The sequence below is a fragment of the Neorhizobium petrolearium genome (assembly GCF_017873175.1).
Taxonomy (GTDB): domain Bacteria; phylum Pseudomonadota; class Alphaproteobacteria; order Rhizobiales; family Rhizobiaceae; genus Neorhizobium; species Neorhizobium petrolearium.
The window spans coordinates 1-18,109 of sequence record NZ_JAGGJW010000035.1; the positions used below are offsets into that span (position 1 = coordinate 1).

Sequence of the window (18,109 nt, forward strand, 5' to 3'; positions counted from 1 at the left end):
GCGACTTGCTCAAATCCGAGGTTGACGCCTGGGAGCGGCGTCGAACCGAAAGTGGCGCTCAAATCCGATGGATGTTCTCGACAGACCAAGCCCGCAAAAAGATGGCAAAGTCTTATCCAATACCTTTGCTCAACGAGTCATAATCTCTGGGACGTCACACTAGTAGCTGGACCGCCCTCCCGACGCGTCGAATGCAGCGCCAGTCACGAAGCTGCACTCCTCGGACGCGATCCAGAGGATCTGCGCCGCCACTTCCTCAATTTTCCCCAGCCGATTGAGGGGAATTTTAGAGGCGGAAAGGGCAATGGCCTCCTCGCTCATCTCCTTCAGAAGATCCGTTTGCACCAATCCCGGCGTGATGCAATTAACAAGAACGCCGGTACCCGCCAACTCCAGCGCAAGCGCTTTCGTGAGGGACAGCACGGCACCTTTCGATGCCGAATAAGCGGCCATATACGGGTTTCCTTGCTTGCCGGCGACGGATGCGATCGAAACAATTCGCCCATAGTTCCTAGCCTTCATTGCGGGAATAACCGCACGGCTGCTAAGGAAGATACTGTCCAGGTTAATATCGATGATGCGCTTCCACTCCTGAAGGGTAAACTCCTCCATCGGTTTGGTCGGCCCAGTCACGCCTGCCGCGTTGATCAGGATGTCTACGGAACTGGTCACCTCGAGAGCCTGCTCGGCTGCAGCGGCCACCGCAGATTCGGACGTCACATCGACCTTTACGTACGCGAAATCGCCTGGAGCAGACGCGAATAGCCCCTGCGACGGCTCCGGGCTCAGCAGATCCCATATCACAACGCGGGCGCCGGAGGCGAGAAGGCGGTCCGCGACTCCCCGGCCAATGCCACGGGCACCACCCGTGACGACGGCGGTGCGGTTCTTGAAGTCGAACTTTATCATGATCTACCTTTGTGAAAGCGGCCGCCCGATGAACGCGGGCGACCTTGGCTCGTTAGAGCTTGCAGGCGTCGTCTGCGGCAGGCATTGCGACGTCGGCGGCAACCGACGTCGCCACCACCGGACGCAGCGTGCCATCCTGATCCTCGATGCGCCCGAAGAAGTTACCGCGGACGAACTGGTGGTCGGCCTGCCGCACCGAAATCTTGCCGATGATGGTGTCGGTTTCGATGCCTTCGAGTGCTTCCGCTATGTCTTCCGGGGAAGTGCTGTCGGCCTTGTCGATGCCCGCGAACAGGACCTGCATTCCGAGATAGGTCTCGCCTTCGAAGTTCGCCGGCAAAGTACCTGGATATTTCTTGGCCCAAGCGTCAACAAAGGCCTTGTTTGCAGGAGTGTCCAGAGTCGACGAGTAGTTAATGATGCCGTAGATGCCCTTAGAGACGTCACCCAGCGTCTTCACTGTATTGTCGGTGACGAAGCTGACGCCCGCGACCTTGAGTTTGTCGATTAGGCCGAACTGCTTTGCCTGTTGCGCGAAGTTGATCGCATCGCGACCGGCCAGCGCGACCCAAACGCCTTCCGCTCCCGAATCGAGGATCTTCTGGATGTAGGGAGCGAAGTCATTCGTTCCGAGACCCGCATAGCCTTCTGCGACGATATCGCGGGTAAGACCGCTCGCGGTCTTGGTGAAGCTTGCGCCGGAATTTCTGCCCCAGGCGGTATCCGAGCCCATGATGGCCCATTTCTTCTCGCTCTGCTCCTTGAGCCAAGTACCGACCGTCGCGGCATCGGCATAGTCGGGGATATTGGCCCGGAAGAAACGCGGACTGCACTCGGCGCCGGTCAGAGCATCCGCCTTCGGAACGGTGCCCATCATGACGGCATCCCAGCGCTCCAACATCGGCGCAATGCCGAGCGCCTCGCCCGAAGCGATGGAGCCCGTCAAAATAGTAAAACCGTCATTGACCAGCTTCTCGGCCTGTTGCCGAGCGATATCGGCCTTCGCTTGGGTGTCCTGATACTGCGTCTCGACCTTCCTTCCGTCGATGCCTCCCTTCGCATTCACTTCTTCGACCGCAAAATCTACCGCCCTCTTGACCTGTTGCCCAAGATCGCCGTAGGCGCCCGTCAAGGCCGTCGCGACGCCGATTTTGATCGTAGCGTCGGCTGCGGATGAAGCCCCGGCGGCAATCAGGAACGCTGCAGCGGCCACTCCGGCATATAGTTTGGTAGTTCTCATAATTCTCTCCTCCACTTTCCGGCTCCGGCCGGGTTACACAGAAACGTGTCTCTTCAGCTCCTCAGCCGTCAACGCCGAGAGCCGCCCGTCCTCGACAACGGATCCCTTGGCCATGACGTAGTATCGATCACCGACGGAGCGAATCAGGCCAAAATTCTGCTCGATCAATAGGATCGCGGTGCCTTGTTCCGCCAGACGGACGAGAGACGCACCGAGTTCGTCAACAACCACGGGCGCCAGACCTTCGCTAGGCTCGTCGAGGATCAGAAGGTCGGGATTGGCCATAAGCGCCCGACCGATGGCCAACATCTGCTGCTGTCCACCGCTCATGGCAGTTCCCAGCCCGTCAGCGCGCTCGCGCAGGATCGGGTACATGGCGAAAACGGCTTCCAGGTTCCAAGGCCCCTTGCGATCGGGCGCTGAGCCGAGAAGCAGGTTTTCGCGAACTGTCAGGCCGGGCACGATGCGGCGGCCTTGCGGTACGATCGAAATACCGCTGCGGGCGGCCCGGAAGGCACGAATGGGCTTTTGGACGCGCGTCATGAACGAAACCTTGCCCGACGTCAGCCGCGCAGCGCCGATGCAGGTGTTGACCACGGTCGTCTTGCCAACGCCGTTTCGACCGATCAAGGCGACTCGTTCGCCTTTTTCCACCTTCAGCGAAACGCCGTGCAGGACTCGTGCCGACCCATAGGCCGCGTGAACGTTTTGCAGTTCGAGCAGGCTCATGCGAAAGTGCTCCCCAAATACGCACGAATGACTTCAGGATTGGCGCGCACCTCGTCAGGCAGGCCTTCCGTCAACACTTCGCCCAGATGCAGGACCGTCAGCCGATCGCAGATCGCGAAAATCACTTCCATGTCGTGTTCTACGAGGAGGATGGTGAGCTTCCAACGCTCGGCCAGATTGCGCAGGTGCCGCGCCATGGCGAGCGACTCCTCGATTGTCAGGCCTGCTGCGGGTTCATCAAGCAACAGTAGTTTCGGCTTGCCGACCAAGGCGAGTGCCAGGTCCACGCGGCGCTGGTCTCCATAGGAGACGTCCGATGCGGTTCTGTCGGCAATCGCCGTTAGCGATAGTTCGGCTAGAACTTCTTCCGTATTGTCGAATTCCGCTTTTCGTGCCGCGAGTTGGACCTGCTGACGGATTCCCAGCTCGGGGAAGATGTTGGTCTTCTGGAAGGATCGCGAGAGTCCAACCGCACGGCGTTCGCGCTCCGACAGTCGCGAAATGTCCTGGCCGTTCAGGCAGACAGTGCCCTGCTGATTGCGGCCCCTTCCGGTGAGCACGTCCATGCAAGTCGATTTTCCGGCGCCGTTCGAGCCGATCAGGCCGCGAATTTCACCCTGTCTCAGCTTAAAGCTGACGTTATTGAGTGCGGCGAAACCGCCATAGCGCCGAGTCAGGCCGGTGGCCTCTAGCATGTAGGTGTCAGACATCGCGTCCTCCACGAATACGGTTGACGAGCGAGGAGACGGCGCCACTTGCGCCGGAAGGCAGTAGAATGACGACAGCGATTAGCACCAAACCGACGATGGATTGCCAGTGGGTCGTGTAGTTGCCCGCGAAGTCACGCAGGATCACGAACAGGAAGGCTCCGAGGGCGGGTCCCCAGACCGACCGCGTGCCGCCGATGATGGCGATGATCAGCGCCTCACCAGACAGACTCCAGTGTAGGAGGCCGGGTGTAATATAACCGTTGTAGAGCGCAAACAGGGTGCCGCCGATGGAGGCAATGAGGCCCGAAAGCGCGATGATCGCAGCACGCGGCATCAGCGTCCGGAAACCGATGAAGCGCGCGCGCTCCTCGTTGTTCTTGATAGCAAGCGTCAAGGTTCCGAAATGCGAACGGCTGAGCAGCACCAGCCCGACGATGATGATGATCAGGGCGGACCAGCTCACCAGGAACATGGTGTCGGCCTTCTGGAAGAAGCTGAGCTTCAAGCCGAAGATCTCGCGCGGAAGACGCATGCGCAAGCCGTCTTCGCCGTTGGCGAGGTCGCGCCAGCGCATCATCAGTTCGAACAGAGCCTGGGCGATTGCGAGGCTCAGCATCGAGAAGGCGACCCCCTGTGTCCGCAGGAGGATGAAGGACAGGGCAAAGGCCGCCAGCGTGGCGATCACCGGCGCAAGCAGCACAACCGCTTCGCCTGAAAGGCCTGTATAGACGCTCATCAGCACCAGCAGATAAGCCGCGCCGCCGTAGAAAGCGGCGTGGCCGAAGCTGCTGAAGCCTGCCTGCCGGACCAAGAAACCGACACCCGTTGCCAGGATGGCGGTCATCGAAGCCGACGTCAGAAGCGACAATATATTTCGCGGCAGTCCGAGCCACGGCAGGACGAAGCCGACGAGCGCAACGGCGATGCCGACGACGACGAGTACGGGTGGCGTAGTAGAGGTTCTAACTTTGGGAGCGGCAGCCGCCATGGATAAATTGCTCATGAGTAGGACCTCGCAAACCCTGTCGGCTTCAGGATCAGCACCACAACCATCAGCAGAAGCGGAAGCATCGACGCGACGTTCGGCACGTAGACGATGCCGAGATTGTGCACCTGCCCGATCAACAGTGCGGCGATAAAGGCGCCGGCGAACGATCCGAGACCCCCCGTGACCACGACGATGAAGCTTTCGATGAGAATCGAGCTCCCCATCGACGGCGACAGTGCAAGAAGCGGTGAGGCTATGACGCCGGACAGGCCGGCAAGGGCTGTACCAAGGCCGACGACGGAAAGGCTGAGCTTCTCCGTGTCAACGCCCTGCATGCCGGTGGTTAGCGCGTCGACGCTGGAAGCGCGAACGTACAGACCGGCGCGGCTGAAGCGGAGCCATAGGGTCAGGCCCAGCGCAACGGCGATCGCAACGGCAATTACCAGGAGACGATAGACCGGAAACAATATGTCGCCAAGCTGCACTGTGCCGTCGAAGGGATAGGGCGCCAGGACAGACAGCGTATCGGCGCCCCAGATCATTTGGACCACATCCTCGAAAACGAGCAGGATGCCGAAGGTCACGAGGACGGTCACCATGTGGTCGGCGTTCTGCAACGGCCTGAAGACGACATAATCGAGAAGGATGCCAATCAAACCAAGAACGAGAACTGCGACGATCAATCCTCCCCAGAAGCCGAAGACCATGGCGGCGGTATAGCCGGCATAGGCGCCGACCATGTAGAAGCCGCCATGGGCGAAGTTGACCACGCGTCGCAGCCCGAAGATCAGGACCAAACCGACGGAAACGATGTAGAGAAGGCCTGCATAGACCAGACCGTTCAAAATCTGGATCAGCATGATTACCGCCCTCCCTTTCGACAAGCCACCGCGCACCGCACGGTGTTCTTGTTGTTATGCATCTGTCGCTCCTCCGACATTGCGCCCTTGCCGACATCGGCGGCCAGGACCATCATTCCTCGTACCGCGGCATGTCTCAATGCCGCGGTCTGCTAGTCGTACCGCTCCCTCGCGGCCGCATTGACGGCGCGATAAGCAAAAACCACAGCGGGTCCAAGCGTCGTTCCGGGCCCGGGATAGGAATCCCCCATCACGGACGCCATGTCGTTTCCGCAGGCGTAAAGCCCCGGGATGGGGTTCTCGTCGCCATCGACGACACGCGCGTCTTCATCGGTCGATATGCCGGCGCTGCAGGCGATTTCCGCCGGCCAGACCGCCATGGCATAGACATTCTTGGTGCCGACCGGTGCCAGGCAGGGATTGGGCTTGACCTGGGGATCGCCGTTGAAGCGGTTGAGCGCGGAGTGGCCTTTGTGGAAATCCTCGTCCACGCCGCGCGCCGCCTGCTCGTTGTAGCGGGAAAGCGTTGCCTCCAATCCGGCGGCGTCAATCCCCAGTTTCTTTGCCAGCGCCTCCGGGGTCTCCCCGTGGACGAGGTAGCCGCTGGTGAGGAAGGGGGCGAGGTCAGTCGTGCCGGGATAGATGTGCCCGAGACCGTACTTGCGGATGAAGGTCCCGTCGCAGATCAGCCAGGTCGGAATCGCGCTGTCGGGATCGTTCGAACGGTACATGGCTTCTACGAAATCGTGATAGGAATCCGCCTCGTTGCAGAAGCGCCGCCCCGCGCGGTTGACGGCAATCAGGCCGGGCTTGGCCCGGTCCAGAGACAAATGCGGGAAGAGGCCCTGCGTCCCATCCTTGCGGCGGGTCACGGACACAGGGGTCCAGAAGCCGCCGCTGCCGTTTTCGGTTTCGCTGATCCGCGCTCCGAGCGCCTCCGCCGCCGCTATGCCCTCGCCCTGATTGGCGGTGCTCGCCAGCGAGAATTTCGGCGTCGGCTGCGGCATCAGCCGTTCACGATAGCCCGCATTATGCGCAAAGCCGCCGGTCGCGAGGATGACGCCCTTGCGTGCGGAAATCCTGGCGGTCCCCGACGGTCCCGCGACGGTCGCTCCAGTCACCCGACCATTTTCGACGAGAAGTTCGCCGAGGCACGTTCCGAATTCGGGACGCACGCCGAGCTTCAGCAGCGAATGATACATCCGCGCCACCAGAGCATTGCCCATCACAAGCCGCGTGCCGCGTGAAAAGCGCAACCGATCCGTCAGGTAACGTAAAAACAGTCTGGCGGAATAAATGAAGTTGCCCAGCGACTGGAAGCGGCCCAGCAGCCGGGGGATATCCATCTTGCCGACCATCATGCCACCGAAGATCATGAACTCGTCGATCGGCGGTCGCACACGTTCGAAATCCCGGCCGAGCATCCGAGCGTCGAACGGAGCCGGAACGATCGCACGGCCACGCACGGCCGCGCCGGCCTTGGCGTGGTAATCAGGGTGCTCGCCGCACGGAAGAAATTTCACCTCAGTCATGGACTGAAGCACATCGATCGCCTCGACGCCGGTGCTGAAATAGACGTCGCGCTGCCGGTCAGTGCGGTGCGTATGCGCGGCAATCAGGCTGTCTAGGTAGGCGGCTGCCTGCGTGATGCTGTCCTTGTCGCCGATCTGTTTACCTTGGCTATTTTCCGGTATCCATAGTGTGCCGGCGGACGTAGAGGCCGTTCCACCGATCATTTCAGACTTTTCGATAATGACGACATCCAGTCCTCTCAGCTTCGCGAAGATGGCGGCGGCCATGCCGGCTGGGCCAGCGCCTATCACGAGCAGATCGACCGTCCGTACAGGCTCGGCTGACGTCAGATTTTTGGACGATTCGTTCAGGGTCATACTGCCTCCCGCAGAGCGGCGCGCGCCAGCGTGGCAGCGGTCTCGCCGGCGATCATTCCGAATGTTGCGGACTTGGACAGCCCGCCCGAGTAGCCGTCACGGCTGAAGCCTTCGAGCCCACCGGTGCATGCGCCGGCTGCGAGCAGGCCTGGGATCGGACGCTCTTCGGCGTCCAGCACCTGAGCCGCCGCATCGGTCAGGATGCCTCCCATCGTGTAGGTTACCCCGGCACAGAGCGGCACCGCGTGGAACGGGCTAGTCCGTATCGGGTGCGCCTTATATGCCGCATTGCTCCTGTCCGGTTCGAATGCTCCCTGCCCGTCGATCGCCGCATTCCAGGCCGCCACCGATCGTGCAAGGGCTTTGGGATCGAGGCCGATGCGGAATGCCAGCTGATCGAGGCTGTTCTCGGAGATGAGTCGTCCTCCTGCCCGCTCCAGATAAGGGTTCGCAGGCAACAGCCAGTCGCGGCCGGGCCCCTGCCAGATGGCTTCGTCGAAGATCACGTGGCACCCAAGCGGATCATCGAGCCGCGCCATGCAGTTCGCGGCGTGAACGCCGCCGATGCTCTCGTCGCAGAAGCGATTTCCGGCGCGGTCGACGAGCAGGCCGGAAACGCAGAGCGAGTCCATGACGGGATAAGGCCAGAAGCGTCCGTCCGTCATCGCCTCACGGTACTGGATATGTCCGTAGAAGCTCTCCATGCCGATAAGCTTTGCGCCCACGGCTTCGGCCATCTCGAGCCCATTGCCGCGTCCGGTTTCGGCGTTGCGCATCAGGAGGCGGTCCGGCGCGGGAGAGATATACCGTCCGATCAGCTCACGTTTTGCCTGAAAACCGCCGTCGCACAGGATCACGACCGGCGCGTCGAGGCGTTCTTCTCGTCCGTTGCGGGAAACCAAAAGGCCGCTGACTCGGCCATTCTTGGCGACGATCTTGCGAGCAATCACGCCTTGATCGAAACGACCGCCGAGTTCCGCCAGCCGCTTGTTGAGGGTGCGGAGCATCACGTCGCCCGCGCGCCAGTGCCAGTTCAGGCCGGTATTGCGGACACCGGGCGGCGCCAGTGAGTTCTGCCTCAGCCCATCCGGGCCGACACGGATGAGGCCGACGCCCTGTGTGCGCAGCCACGCGATCGCCCGAGCGGCATTGCGGGCTAACATTGTAGCCAATGAAACCCGCGTCTCGCCACCTGTCACTCGCTTGAGCCGGGCAATGAGTTCGGCCGGTTCGGAACGCATGTCCTCCATACCGATGTGAAAGAGTCCGCCCGTGTAGCGGCTGTTGCAGAGGTAATGCTCGCCAGTCCCCTGCTCGATGACGCGCACGCTCAGACCGAGTTCGGCTGCACGGATGGCGGAGCTCATCCCGGCGAGGCCGCCGCCGACGATTAGAACATCTTGGGAGCGAGCTGTTTCCTTCATGATGGACCTCAGCGCGGCATCAGCGTGTCGGACAGGACGCGGAGCACCTCTACGTAGCTCCGCAGGATCAGCCAGAGCACGGCCGCGGCCAAGAGCGCGACAACCATCCAGAGCCAGCCATAGCCAGCCGCGATAGCCCAAATGCCGAAGCAGAGCGGCGCCAGCGCGATGACGATGGCCAGGAGATCACCCTTTTCGGCAAGAAGCCGAATGGCCGGATAGGACGGTGGCTGTTTAGGATCGGACATCTTCAACCTCTGCGACTACGTTCAAAATGGTTCGATGAGCTCAGGCGGAGGCAGCGTGGCGCGCCGCAAGCCGTCCCGAAGTGAAGGCCCACGCCAGATGATGGCCATGCCCCTCCAGCAGAAGGCCACCCTGCCCGGCCGAGCCGACAGCATACAGGCCGGGCACGACGGTGCCGTCGCCCCGGATGACCTGGTGGTTGGTGTTCACCGTGAGGCCGCCATCGGTGAGGATGATCCAGCTCTTGACGGGGCCGAGGGCGTGGAAGGGGCCTTTCGAGACCCGCGGGCGACCTTCGATGCCGGCTTCCGCAGCATGCTTTGCCACTTCGGCTTCCAGCGTACCGCTTGGCACGCCGATCTTTCGGGCCAGTTCACCGAGCGTCGGCGCGCTGGAATAAAGATCGGGGCGCGTCCGCTTGTAGTCCGACAGATAGGCATAGGCGACGCCCGGCGCAGTCGAGATGAAATAGGGCCAGGCATTGAACTTCTTCGCTACCTCGTCATCGAAAACGATGAAGGCCTGTTTTTGCGGCTGCTGACCGAATGCGAAGTTCGGCTTGGCAAGTTCGTCGGCAAAACGCTCGCCGTCCCGATTGACCAGGATCGCCCCCTCCCGGAACATCGTGGGCTCCGGCGACAGATAGGTGGTCACGAAGGACAGGATGAAGGGACGCAGGATCCACGAGGGCATCGTGTTCAGCGACCAGCGCATCAGCCGTGTGAACCATGGCCAGGGCGGCAACTTCTGGAGTAAGTTCGGCTTCGGCGGCGGCATGAAGCGCAGATTTGGCCCATAGACGACGTGGCCATATTTGATCTTCGCCCCCAGTGCTTCGCCCATCCGCTGTCCGTCGCCGGTGTTCGTCGTGTTGACGCCATCGATGTCGCGCACCGGAGGATTGAAACGCTCCTTCCATTCAGGGCTCGACGAATAGTCGCCTGAAGCTAGAACGACCGCCTTCCTTGCGCGCAAGATGCCACTGCGCAATTGCACGCCGACCACCCGCCCGTCTTCGACCAGCAGATCCTTGACCTCCGAATTAACTCGGATCGTCACGCCGACGCGTCGCGCTTCGCGTTCTAGAAAATAGATATAGGCGCGGGAGTTCGGCAGGATGTTGTGCATGCGCGGCTGGCGATGCGGCGGCTCCGGCATTGGGCCGTAGAAAGTCACTCCAAGGCTCTCGAGCCATGCGACGCTTTCGCTCACGTTCTCGACCAAGATGCGCCGGAGGGCTTCGTTGTCATCCTTGGCCAGTTCAGGGGCGAACTTCGGCATGTCCTCGAAATGCGCCTGCGGATCATCTACGATGCCGGCCTTCTTCTGCAGCCTGGTACCGGTGGCGGTAACTGAGCCTATTGAAAGTCCAGTGCTTCCGCGTACTTCCGTATGCTTTTCCAGCAGAATGACGCTGGCGTCTGCCTTCTTCGCAAATATAGCGGTCGTCAGACCGGAGCCGCCTCCGCCGACGACGATGATGTCGGCATCCGCCTGAGACGTTGAACGACTGTCTGTTGCTGCAATCAATGTCATGTCTGAACGCCCGCCGTAAGATCAATACCGGCCTCAAGCGAAATTCGCCGTGCGGAACCTGCAGCGAGAAAGCCGCCGTCCATGGCGATATCCTCACCTGTGATGTAGCCGGCCTCGTCGCTTGCAAGAAAAAGCACGAGATTTGCCGCCTCCTCCATTGTCCCGAACCGACCGAGCGGGGTAGCACTCCGCCAAGGCTCAAGATGACTGCCGCCAGCATTCAGGCCGGTGACGATAATGCCTGGGCAGATTGCGTTAACGCGGATATTCCATTCGACATATTCCGCTGCCGCAGTCCGCGTCAGCCCGAGAAGGCCCGCTTTGGAAGCCGCATAGGCCGGATCGTTATGCCCGACGTGTGCAGCAACCGAAGCCATATTAACGACCGCACCGCCACCGGCATCGCGTATGGCTGGGCAGACCGTCTTCATTCCGAGAAAGGCGCCATTCAGGTTGACGCTCATCACGCGCTGCCAATTCTCAAGGCTGGTTCCGGTGATGCCCGTACGGTTGACGATACCGGCATTGTTGACAAGGGTCGTGATCCTCCCCTTCCAGTCCAGCACATCGGCAACAAGTTGGCGCCAGGCATCTTCGTTCGTGACATCCAGGGAAAAGTACCGGACATCCGCATGCTGGGCCTGAAGTTCATGAGCTAACGCTGTGCCCTCCTCTTCGAGAACGTCGGCGATAGCGACTGCCGCGCCCTCTTCGCTCAGCCGCCTCACATCCGCCGCACCGACGCCACGCGCTCCTCCGCTGACAATGACGACTTTATCCTTCATACGGTTCATGCTTCCATTGCTCCCGAAGGAGCCCTCCCAAAGCTTCGCAATTTCAACCTAGATACTGGAGGTTTGCTGAAATTCAGCATAAATACGGTCCAACCGCAAAGTGAGCTGAAGAAACCGCAATGTCCCTCGAAGATCTTTATGCCCGCCCCGCGCACCTCATCCGCAGAGCCCACCAAATATCATGGGCAATATTCCTGGATGAATGCGAGGAATTTGCCTTAACGCCGGTCCAGTATGCCGCACTCGTCTCGATTGATGCCGTCCCCGGTACAGATGCGACGCGAATTTCGAACATGATAGCCTTCGACCGATCGACAATTGGCAACGTCCTTGATCGACTCGAAAAGCGCGGCCTGATCGAACGCCGACCCAGCCAAACCGACCGTCGGCAACGTCTGGTTTTCTTGACGGATCAGGGCTCCAGACTGTTGGCCGACTGCAAAGAGGCAGTAGACCGTGTCCAGAACAGGATCGTTGGGGTGTTAAGCCGCTCCGAACGGGAGATCTTTCTGAAGCTGATGACACGCATCGTCCACCTGCATAATGATGTCACCTCGGCGCCCATTAGGTCGCTCGACGGTTAATCGCTTCAAGAAAATATTCATTCAGATTTCTCCTGTTGGAACAACTGCCTCAACCCAGCGCACGGTAAAAACAGTCCATCTCCTCACTCCGTATTGATATGTATGCGCAACAAATCAGACCTGTCAACACAGTTGACTTGGTAAATAACTGAAACAGCTTCTCATCGACTCTGACTGTACACGACGCGCTACTCCCGCGCCGAAGCGGCGACAATCGTGCTTGGATGTCGCGCAGCTGCGGCCTGATGAGCTCCGGCACATCAAACAGCCCCATCATCAGTCCGATGCGCGTGTTGATGTTTAACACTATTCTTCACCCGCATTATTGACCGTATACGTACATTCAGATTACTTCCCATTATCAGCCGGCGCGTCAGGTTCCGAAAGGGAGAACGTCTTCGGCACGAATAGTTAAGGGAGGAAAAAGGCATGCAATTTCATCTAAATGGATTCAGAACAGGCGATCCCGGCGTGTCTGATCCCATTGTCGATACCGCAATCTCTGGCGATGCCTTACCGTCGGAAGTTGATGTACTGATCGTCGGTTGTGGTCCTGCCGGTCTAACTCTTGCGGCACAGCTGTCCGCATTTCCGAGCATCAATGTCGCAATCATCGATCAGAAGCCAGGGCCGCTGGAACTCGGCCAAGCCGACGGCATCGCCTGCCGCACGCTTGAGATGTTTAAGGCATTCGGATTCGCCGAGAAAGTCTTGAAAGAAGCCTACTGGGTCAACGAAACCTCGTTTTGGAAACCAGACGATTCAGATCACGAGAAGATCATTCGCCACGGCCGAGTACTCGACGTCGAGGATGGTCTTTCCGAAATGCCGCATGTCATCCTCAACCAGGCGCGCGTGCACGATTTCTATCTCGACGTCATGCGTCGTTCGCCTCGCCGTCTTGAGCCGCATTACTCCCGCCAGATGGTCGAAGTTTCTATCGATGCGGCGCAGCAGGCGGGTACACACCCGGTGACGGTGACGATCGATCGAGGGGACGGCGAACGGGAGATCGTGAGGGCACGTTACGTGGTCGGCTGCGACGGCGCGCGCAGCGCCGTGCGTAGATCGCTGGGCCGCGAATTGCGTGGCGATTCCGCCAACCAAGCCTGGGGCGTGATGGACGTTTTAGCCGTCACAGACTTCCCGGACGTGCGCCTCAAGGCGCTCATTCAGTCCGCGAGCGAAGGCAGCATCCTGCTCATTCCCCGCGAGGGCGGCTATTTGATCCGCGTCTATGTGGAGCTGGATAAGCTTGCGCCGAATGAGCGTGTCGCCAGCAGAAGTATCGGGGTGGAACATTTGATAGGAGCGGCCCAACGCATCCTGAAGCCCTACAGTTTTGAAGTGAAAGAGGTCGCTTGGTGGTCGGTCTACGAGATCGGCCAGCGGCTGTGCGACAAGTTCGACGACGTGCCCGATGAGGAGATGGCGACGCGCTTGCCACGCGTCTTCATTGTCGGTGACGCTTGCCATACCCATAGCCCAAAGGCGGGGCAAGGTATGAATGTCTCTATGCAGGACGCATTCAATCTCGGCTGGAAGCTGGCAGCAGTACTAGAAGGTCGCGTCCCGGCACAATTACTGCACAGCTATTCGGCTGAACGCCAATCAGTTGCCAAAGAACTAATCAGTTTCGATCGCGAATGGGCAAAGATGCTGAGTTCACCGCTGAAAACTATCGAGTATCCGGAAGGCGTTGATCCCGCGGAAGTACAAGAGTATTTCGTGCGCTTTGGACGCTATACCGCCGGCACCGCAACGCGATACGAGCCATCTACGCTGATAGGCGAGCCGAAGCATCAACATCTCGCTGAAGGGTTCCCGATTGGGATGCGCTTCCATTCGGCTCCTGTTATTCGCTTGGCCGATGCTAAGCCGATGCAGCTCGGCCACATTGCCCGAGCCGACGGTCGCTGGCGAGTTTATGCCTTCGCCGACGAAGGCGACAATGCTGCGCCCGGGTCCCTTCTTGCTGGGCTCTGCGATTTCCTGACGTCCAAGAAATCACCGTTGGTGAAGTTCGCGCCAGAAGACGCCGATATCGACTCTTTCATCGATCTCCGCGTCGTTTTCCAGCAGCCGCATCGCGAGCTCGCAATCGAGACGATGCCCAAGCTGCTCTTGCCCGCCAAGGGCCGGCTGGGCCTGCGTGACTACGAAAAGATGTTCTGCCCCGCTTCAGGCGGCAGCGAGAACATTTTTGAGATGCGCAGTATCAACAGGAAGCAGGGCTGCATGGTGGTCGTCAGGCCCGACCAATATGTCGCTCACGTGCTTCCGCTTGATGCTTATTCGGAGCTGACAGCATTCTTCGACGGCTTCATGGTCGTTACGGCGCAGTCGCCTTCCAGCGTGGCTGATTTAGTCGCTTGATTGTAGCACGTCTTCGGAAGAGCTCCACCCTTGTGTACGCTTAAGATTGACGCAAGCGACGCTCCGGCAGTCTCTATCTTGCAACCAAGTGGTCTCGTTCGCGACTGCTAAGCTTGACTTTGTACATTACGCGGCGAAGCAGAGCGCCTGCGCCATGCGGATAAGCCGTCCGGGAGGTATTTTATGCATTTGCGGGTTTGACGGGGAGTGTCGATAAAGATCATCGCTCCAGAAAACGAGGCGCACAGCACCGATCGCATCCGTAAATGTGAGATCGGTTTTCTTGTACCATGCGGCCGCGTGGGGCGGAGGTGGTTTGGCTTAGAACGTCACCAGCCCACACTGTCACGAGACTGTAGAGTGCCAAGAGTGACGGTGTCGTGCGGATGATGGCCAGCCAGCACGCCGTGCTCTGTAACCCGTGGATTGTCGAAGAACCGGTAGGCCGCTTTCGTCGCAGCCCAGTCGCCACACGCCGCCGGGATGGGGTGACCAGGTGCTGACGTCATCTGGTCAAGAAGTCGGTGCATCCGGCGCGCCAGGCGTTTGTCTGGCAGACCTGATGAAATGATCTCATCGCCAAGCCAGCCCGCTTCGCCACCTTCCATATTCTCGCTCATCTGCGACGCCTCCGTGATTCGGCGTCACAGACAGAATCACAGACGATTCATCGGATGCAACCTCGTCTGCAGTGGATGTGGGTAATCGAAAGCTACGCCGGATGGATACTGCTATTCGCAGCTTACGCATTCTGATCCCGGCGCCTGTATCATCTCAAGGAGCGCAAGGTGCCGATCGGTGAGATCGCCCGCCAGTTAGCGGCGGCTTCAGGGACCAGATTGCTCACCAATTGCTCACCCGAGCCGATTAATTCGCTCAGCCATGGCTTTGAGGGCGCTTTGCACGATGAGTTGGCTTTGGGGAGCAACGTCTGAAGAGCGAAACAACTCGACCAGGCGCTGCAAATCCGCGCCCCATTGCCGTTTCAGGCTGTCGAGTTGGTCGACGTGACGGGCGAAGTCACCGCAATCCACGGCAGACTGGAAGGCACGTTCAAGGTCGGCCGCACTGGCCATCAATGCAGCCAGGCTCCGCTTCAGCTTCTCGGGAAGTTCAGGCAGATCGCGGTAGGGGTGCGTTCCCGCCTCGACCATTTGCTGATTCTTCTCGGACATGCGCTCCATCATATCCGCATAGCGATAGAAGCCCGGATAGCGCTGACACAGGTCCGTCAGCACCTTGTCGGAGGCAGTATCGTAAATCTGCTGAAGACCCTGCATATAACCAAGCATATGATGGACGACCGCCGCCCCTTGAATGCCCTGCTTTTCCAGTTGTTGCATTCGCAGATCGATGGCGGCGGCGATCCGATGGTTCTCTTGTGACATGGCATGGCTTTCTGAATAGGGCTAGAGATTGGTCAGGTCTTCCGGGAACTGACCGCCTCTCTGGACGAATTGGCTCCAGGTTTCCTCGCCACGTTTCGAGACGACCCGGTGTGCAGGATCATCGTCATCAGCCTCAAGCAGGCCAAGACGTACGAGCGGTGCGACCGTCTTGTCACCGAATTGCTTTTCATAGGTGTGCCCGGGCACGACAAGCATCCATCCCGATGTTCCGCGTTCGGTGATGGCAGGGACAAGGCGTCCGCCTCGGGCGGGCCTGTCGCCGCGCGAAAGCGTGAACAGGCAGATGCTCCAGAACGCGTTTCTTGGACGTGGCGGTATCAACGCCCAATCCATTGGCCCGTTGTCTGGATATTCCATTATGGGAGCGGGCCTGTTTTCGCCGCCGTTGATGCCTTCCCGGTAGGCCCTCTCAAGCGCATTGGCGATTGCGCCCGCCGTATCGACGGACAGACCGTATTTTCGATTGTAGCGGTCTTTCGCAACGATTTCCCGGGCAATTTCCCTGAAGCGCGCCTTGCGATACGGATCGGGCCGAGGCAGTCTTACTGGCTTGGTCATAATGCGGTCTCCACCTGTGGAGCCTCAGAAGACTTGCGGCGCTTGACGATCTCCGCGACGATATTCTTGCTGATGCCGAGATCGCGAGCGATCCATCGGTAGCTGCGACCTTCGGCGCTCAACGCAATGACCTTCGGTGCGAGCCGATCGGATTTAGGACGTTGTCCAGATTGTCGGCCGAGTTTCTTACCGCGTGCCTTTGCTGCGGCCAGGCCTGATTTCACGCGCTCGCTCAGCTTGACTTTGTACAAAATCCCTTTGGAATTTCAGGTTTGTAGCGGCGGCGGTGATCTTTCGCGTACTGGTAGCGTGGCGCGCGCGGTACTCTCATTTTGGGGCAATTTGAGCGGGTGAGACCCCATGTCCTTGGCCGGCAGGGTGGCTCGTCTCGCATTATGTTCAGAACGAGGGTTAGCTGCAGAGCCAGAGCCTCAAACATAGGAGACGAGCCGTGGTCGATGATATCGCACTTTACGTTGGTTTGGATGTGAGTAAGGAAAAAATCGCGATCGGTCTGGCGGAAGCAGGCCGCAAAGGCGAGGTTCGTTATTACGGCGAAATCGCCAACCGTGCCGATGCAGTGCGCAAATTTGTCGACAAGCTTGCCGGACGTCACGGACGCCTGTGCTTTTGCTATGAGGCCGGCCCGACGGGCTATGGATTGTATCGTCAGCTTTCAGCACTGGGTTATGACTGCCTTGTCGTTGCGCCATCGCTGGTTCCGACCCGGCCGGGACTTCAGATCAAGACAGATCGGCGTGATGCTGTCGCGCTTGCCGCGTTGTTGCGAGCAGGTGAACTATCGTCCATCTGGGTTCCCGACGAGACGCATGAGGCCATGCGCGATCTTTGCCGGGCACGGGAAGCGGCCGTCTCGGATTTACGACGGGCACGCCAGCATCTCTTGTCGCTTTTGCTCCGGCACGGCCGGGTCTTCGAAGGCCGCTCTCATTGGACAAGAGCTCATCGAAACTGGCTGGCGACACAGCGCTTTGATCACCGTGCGCAGCAGATCGCTATGGAAGAATACATTCGTGCCATCGAACAGATCGAGGAACGGCGGGAACGGCTGACCTGGCAGATGCTGGCGCTCTTGCCGGATTGGTCGCTGAACCCTGTCGTCGAAGCGATCCAGGCCCTGCGCGGTGTCGCACAGATCTCGGCGGTGACACTGGTATCGGAGATCGGCGACTTCAGACGCTTCAGCAACCCACGCCAGTTCATGGCCTGGCTGGGATTGGTCCCCAGGGAACATTCCACAGGCGCCAGCGTGTCGCGCGGCTCGATCACCAAGGCGGGCAACACCCGGGCAAGACGCATGCTGGTCGAAGGTGCATGGACCTACAGATTGCCGGCCCGTGTCGGCCAGGAAATCTTGAAGCGAACGGAGGGGCTGCCGGAAGCGATCAGGGCGATCGCCTGGAAGGCGCAGGTACGGCTATGTCAGCGATACCGACGCATGCAGGCCAGCGGGCGCCCCACCAACATCGTCACCGTCGCCATCGCGCGCGAACTCGCTGCTTTCGTCTGGGCGATTGCGACAACAGTTCCCATTCCCCCCACAAAGGCAGCCTGACGAAGGGGGCGCCAAGTACAAAGGAGAGTTTAATTCCATCACGCTGCTTATTGCTGGGCGTGGCGGCCGGTCAGGGCAACCCGCGTTGTGATTCTGCGAGCCTGAAACGGCAACACGCGCCACGTGAGACAGAGGAAGGCCCGAGACGAACCACGGTCCTGCGGTATTCAACCCGCGCATCAGAGTCTGATCAACCGTCGTCTCAATGCCGCCGCGTCCTGCAATAGGCAGCATATTTGTCCCTCGTCGACGCTGAAAAAGCGACGCGAAAAACCCATGCC

General features: G+C 59.8%; 18 protein-coding genes. 3 read left to right on the forward strand and 15 right to left on the reverse strand.

All coding sequences use genetic code 11. The features are described from left to right. Positions 1–159: 159 nt before the first annotated feature. The 11 genes from J2046_RS32840 to J2046_RS32890 form a co-directional block, all read right to left on the reverse strand. A complete protein-coding gene (locus tag J2046_RS32840; RefSeq protein WP_210058941.1) occupies positions 160–909 on the reverse strand; it encodes an SDR family NAD(P)-dependent oxidoreductase in 750 nt (249 codons plus the stop codon). 52 nt (positions 910–961) lie between these two features. Then, the gene (locus J2046_RS32845) at positions 962–2,149 is read right to left on the reverse strand and encodes an ABC transporter substrate-binding protein (protein ID WP_210058942.1); all 1,188 of its coding nucleotides are present in this window, start codon (positions 2,147–2,149) and stop codon (positions 962–964) included. Positions 2,150–2,182: 33 nt separating this feature from the next. Further along, the gene (locus tag J2046_RS32850) at positions 2,183–2,878 is read right to left on the reverse strand and encodes an ABC transporter ATP-binding protein (RefSeq protein ID WP_210058944.1); all 696 of its coding nucleotides are present in this window, start codon (positions 2,876–2,878) and stop codon (positions 2,183–2,185) included. After that, positions 2,875–3,588 carry an ABC transporter ATP-binding protein gene (locus J2046_RS32855; protein ID WP_210058946.1) on the reverse strand — a complete coding sequence of 238 codons (714 nt, stop codon included), beginning with the start codon at positions 3,586–3,588 and terminating at the stop codon, positions 2,875–2,877. The genes J2046_RS32850 and J2046_RS32855 overlap by 4 nt, the downstream gene beginning before the upstream one ends. After that, positions 3,581–4,591, reverse strand: a complete 1,011-nt coding sequence (locus J2046_RS32860) for a branched-chain amino acid ABC transporter permease (RefSeq protein WP_210058948.1) — start codon at positions 4,589–4,591, stop codon at positions 3,581–3,583. The genes J2046_RS32855 and J2046_RS32860 overlap by 8 nt, the downstream gene beginning before the upstream one ends. After that, the gene (locus J2046_RS32865) at positions 4,588–5,436 is read right to left on the reverse strand and encodes a branched-chain amino acid ABC transporter permease (RefSeq protein WP_210058956.1); all 849 of its coding nucleotides are present in this window, start codon (positions 5,434–5,436) and stop codon (positions 4,588–4,590) included. Before J2046_RS32865 ends, J2046_RS32860 begins: the two co-directional genes overlap by 4 nt. A 152-nt stretch (positions 5,437–5,588) precedes the next feature. Continuing rightward, positions 5,589–7,325, reverse strand: a complete 1,737-nt coding sequence (locus tag J2046_RS32870) for an FAD-dependent oxidoreductase (protein ID WP_210058958.1) — start codon at positions 7,323–7,325, stop codon at positions 5,589–5,591. Further along, complete coding sequence (locus tag J2046_RS32875) at positions 7,322–8,749, reverse strand: FAD-dependent oxidoreductase (RefSeq protein ID WP_210058959.1); 1,428 nt, start codon at positions 8,747–8,749, stop codon at positions 7,322–7,324. Before J2046_RS32875 ends, J2046_RS32870 begins: the two co-directional genes overlap by 4 nt. Before the next feature lie 8 nt (positions 8,750–8,757). Beyond that, positions 8,758–8,997, reverse strand: a complete 240-nt coding sequence (locus J2046_RS32880; RefSeq protein ID WP_210058960.1) for a hypothetical protein — start codon at positions 8,995–8,997, stop codon at positions 8,758–8,760. 40 nt (positions 8,998–9,037) lie between these two features. After that, positions 9,038–10,531 (reverse strand): FAD-dependent oxidoreductase, encoded by a 1,494-nt coding sequence (locus tag J2046_RS32885; protein WP_210058961.1) that lies wholly within the window; start codon positions 10,529–10,531, stop codon positions 9,038–9,040. Beyond that, entirely contained in the window at positions 10,528–11,325 is a 798-nt protein-coding gene (locus tag J2046_RS32890) for an SDR family NAD(P)-dependent oxidoreductase (RefSeq protein ID WP_210058962.1), read from the reverse strand. Before J2046_RS32890 ends, J2046_RS32885 begins: the two co-directional genes overlap by 4 nt. A 119-nt stretch (positions 11,326–11,444) precedes the next feature. Here J2046_RS32890 and J2046_RS32895 point away from each other — a divergent pair, with 119 nt between their 5' ends. Continuing rightward, the gene (locus J2046_RS32895; RefSeq protein ID WP_210058963.1) at positions 11,445–11,909 is read left to right on the forward strand and encodes a MarR family winged helix-turn-helix transcriptional regulator; all 465 of its coding nucleotides are present in this window, start codon (positions 11,445–11,447) and stop codon (positions 11,907–11,909) included. A gap of 429 nt (positions 11,910–12,338) precedes the next feature. Next, a complete protein-coding gene (locus J2046_RS32900; protein ID WP_210058964.1) occupies positions 12,339–14,285 on the forward strand; it encodes an FAD-binding monooxygenase in 1,947 nt (648 codons plus the stop codon). A gap of 329 nt (positions 14,286–14,614) precedes the next feature. Here the strand turns inward: J2046_RS32900 and J2046_RS32905 are convergent, their stop codons facing one another. The 4 genes from J2046_RS32905 to J2046_RS32920 form a co-directional block, all read right to left on the reverse strand. Then, complete coding sequence (locus tag J2046_RS32905; RefSeq protein WP_227705924.1) at positions 14,615–14,905, reverse strand: IS4/Tn5 family transposase DNA-binding protein; 291 nt, start codon at positions 14,903–14,905, stop codon at positions 14,615–14,617. Between the two features lie 234 nt (positions 14,906–15,139). Continuing rightward, a complete protein-coding gene (locus J2046_RS32910) occupies positions 15,140–15,673 on the reverse strand; it encodes a hypothetical protein (RefSeq protein ID WP_210058965.1) in 534 nt (177 codons plus the stop codon). Positions 15,674–15,694: 21 nt separating this feature from the next. Further along, positions 15,695–16,252: a hypothetical protein gene (locus J2046_RS32915; RefSeq protein WP_210058966.1), complete on the reverse strand. Its 558-nt coding sequence runs from the start codon at positions 16,250–16,252 to the stop codon at positions 15,695–15,697. Then, positions 16,249–16,503 carry a hypothetical protein gene (locus J2046_RS32920; RefSeq protein ID WP_227705925.1) on the reverse strand — a complete coding sequence of 85 codons (255 nt, stop codon included), beginning with the start codon at positions 16,501–16,503 and terminating at the stop codon, positions 16,249–16,251. Before J2046_RS32920 ends, J2046_RS32915 begins: the two co-directional genes overlap by 4 nt. Before the next feature lie 200 nt (positions 16,504–16,703). Here J2046_RS32920 and J2046_RS32925 point away from each other — a divergent pair, with 200 nt between their 5' ends. Then, positions 16,704–17,828, forward strand: coding sequence for an IS110 family RNA-guided transposase (locus J2046_RS32925; RefSeq protein ID WP_210058967.1), 1,125 nt, complete (start codon positions 16,704–16,706; stop codon positions 17,826–17,828). The last annotated feature ends 281 nt before the right edge of the window (positions 17,829–18,109 follow it).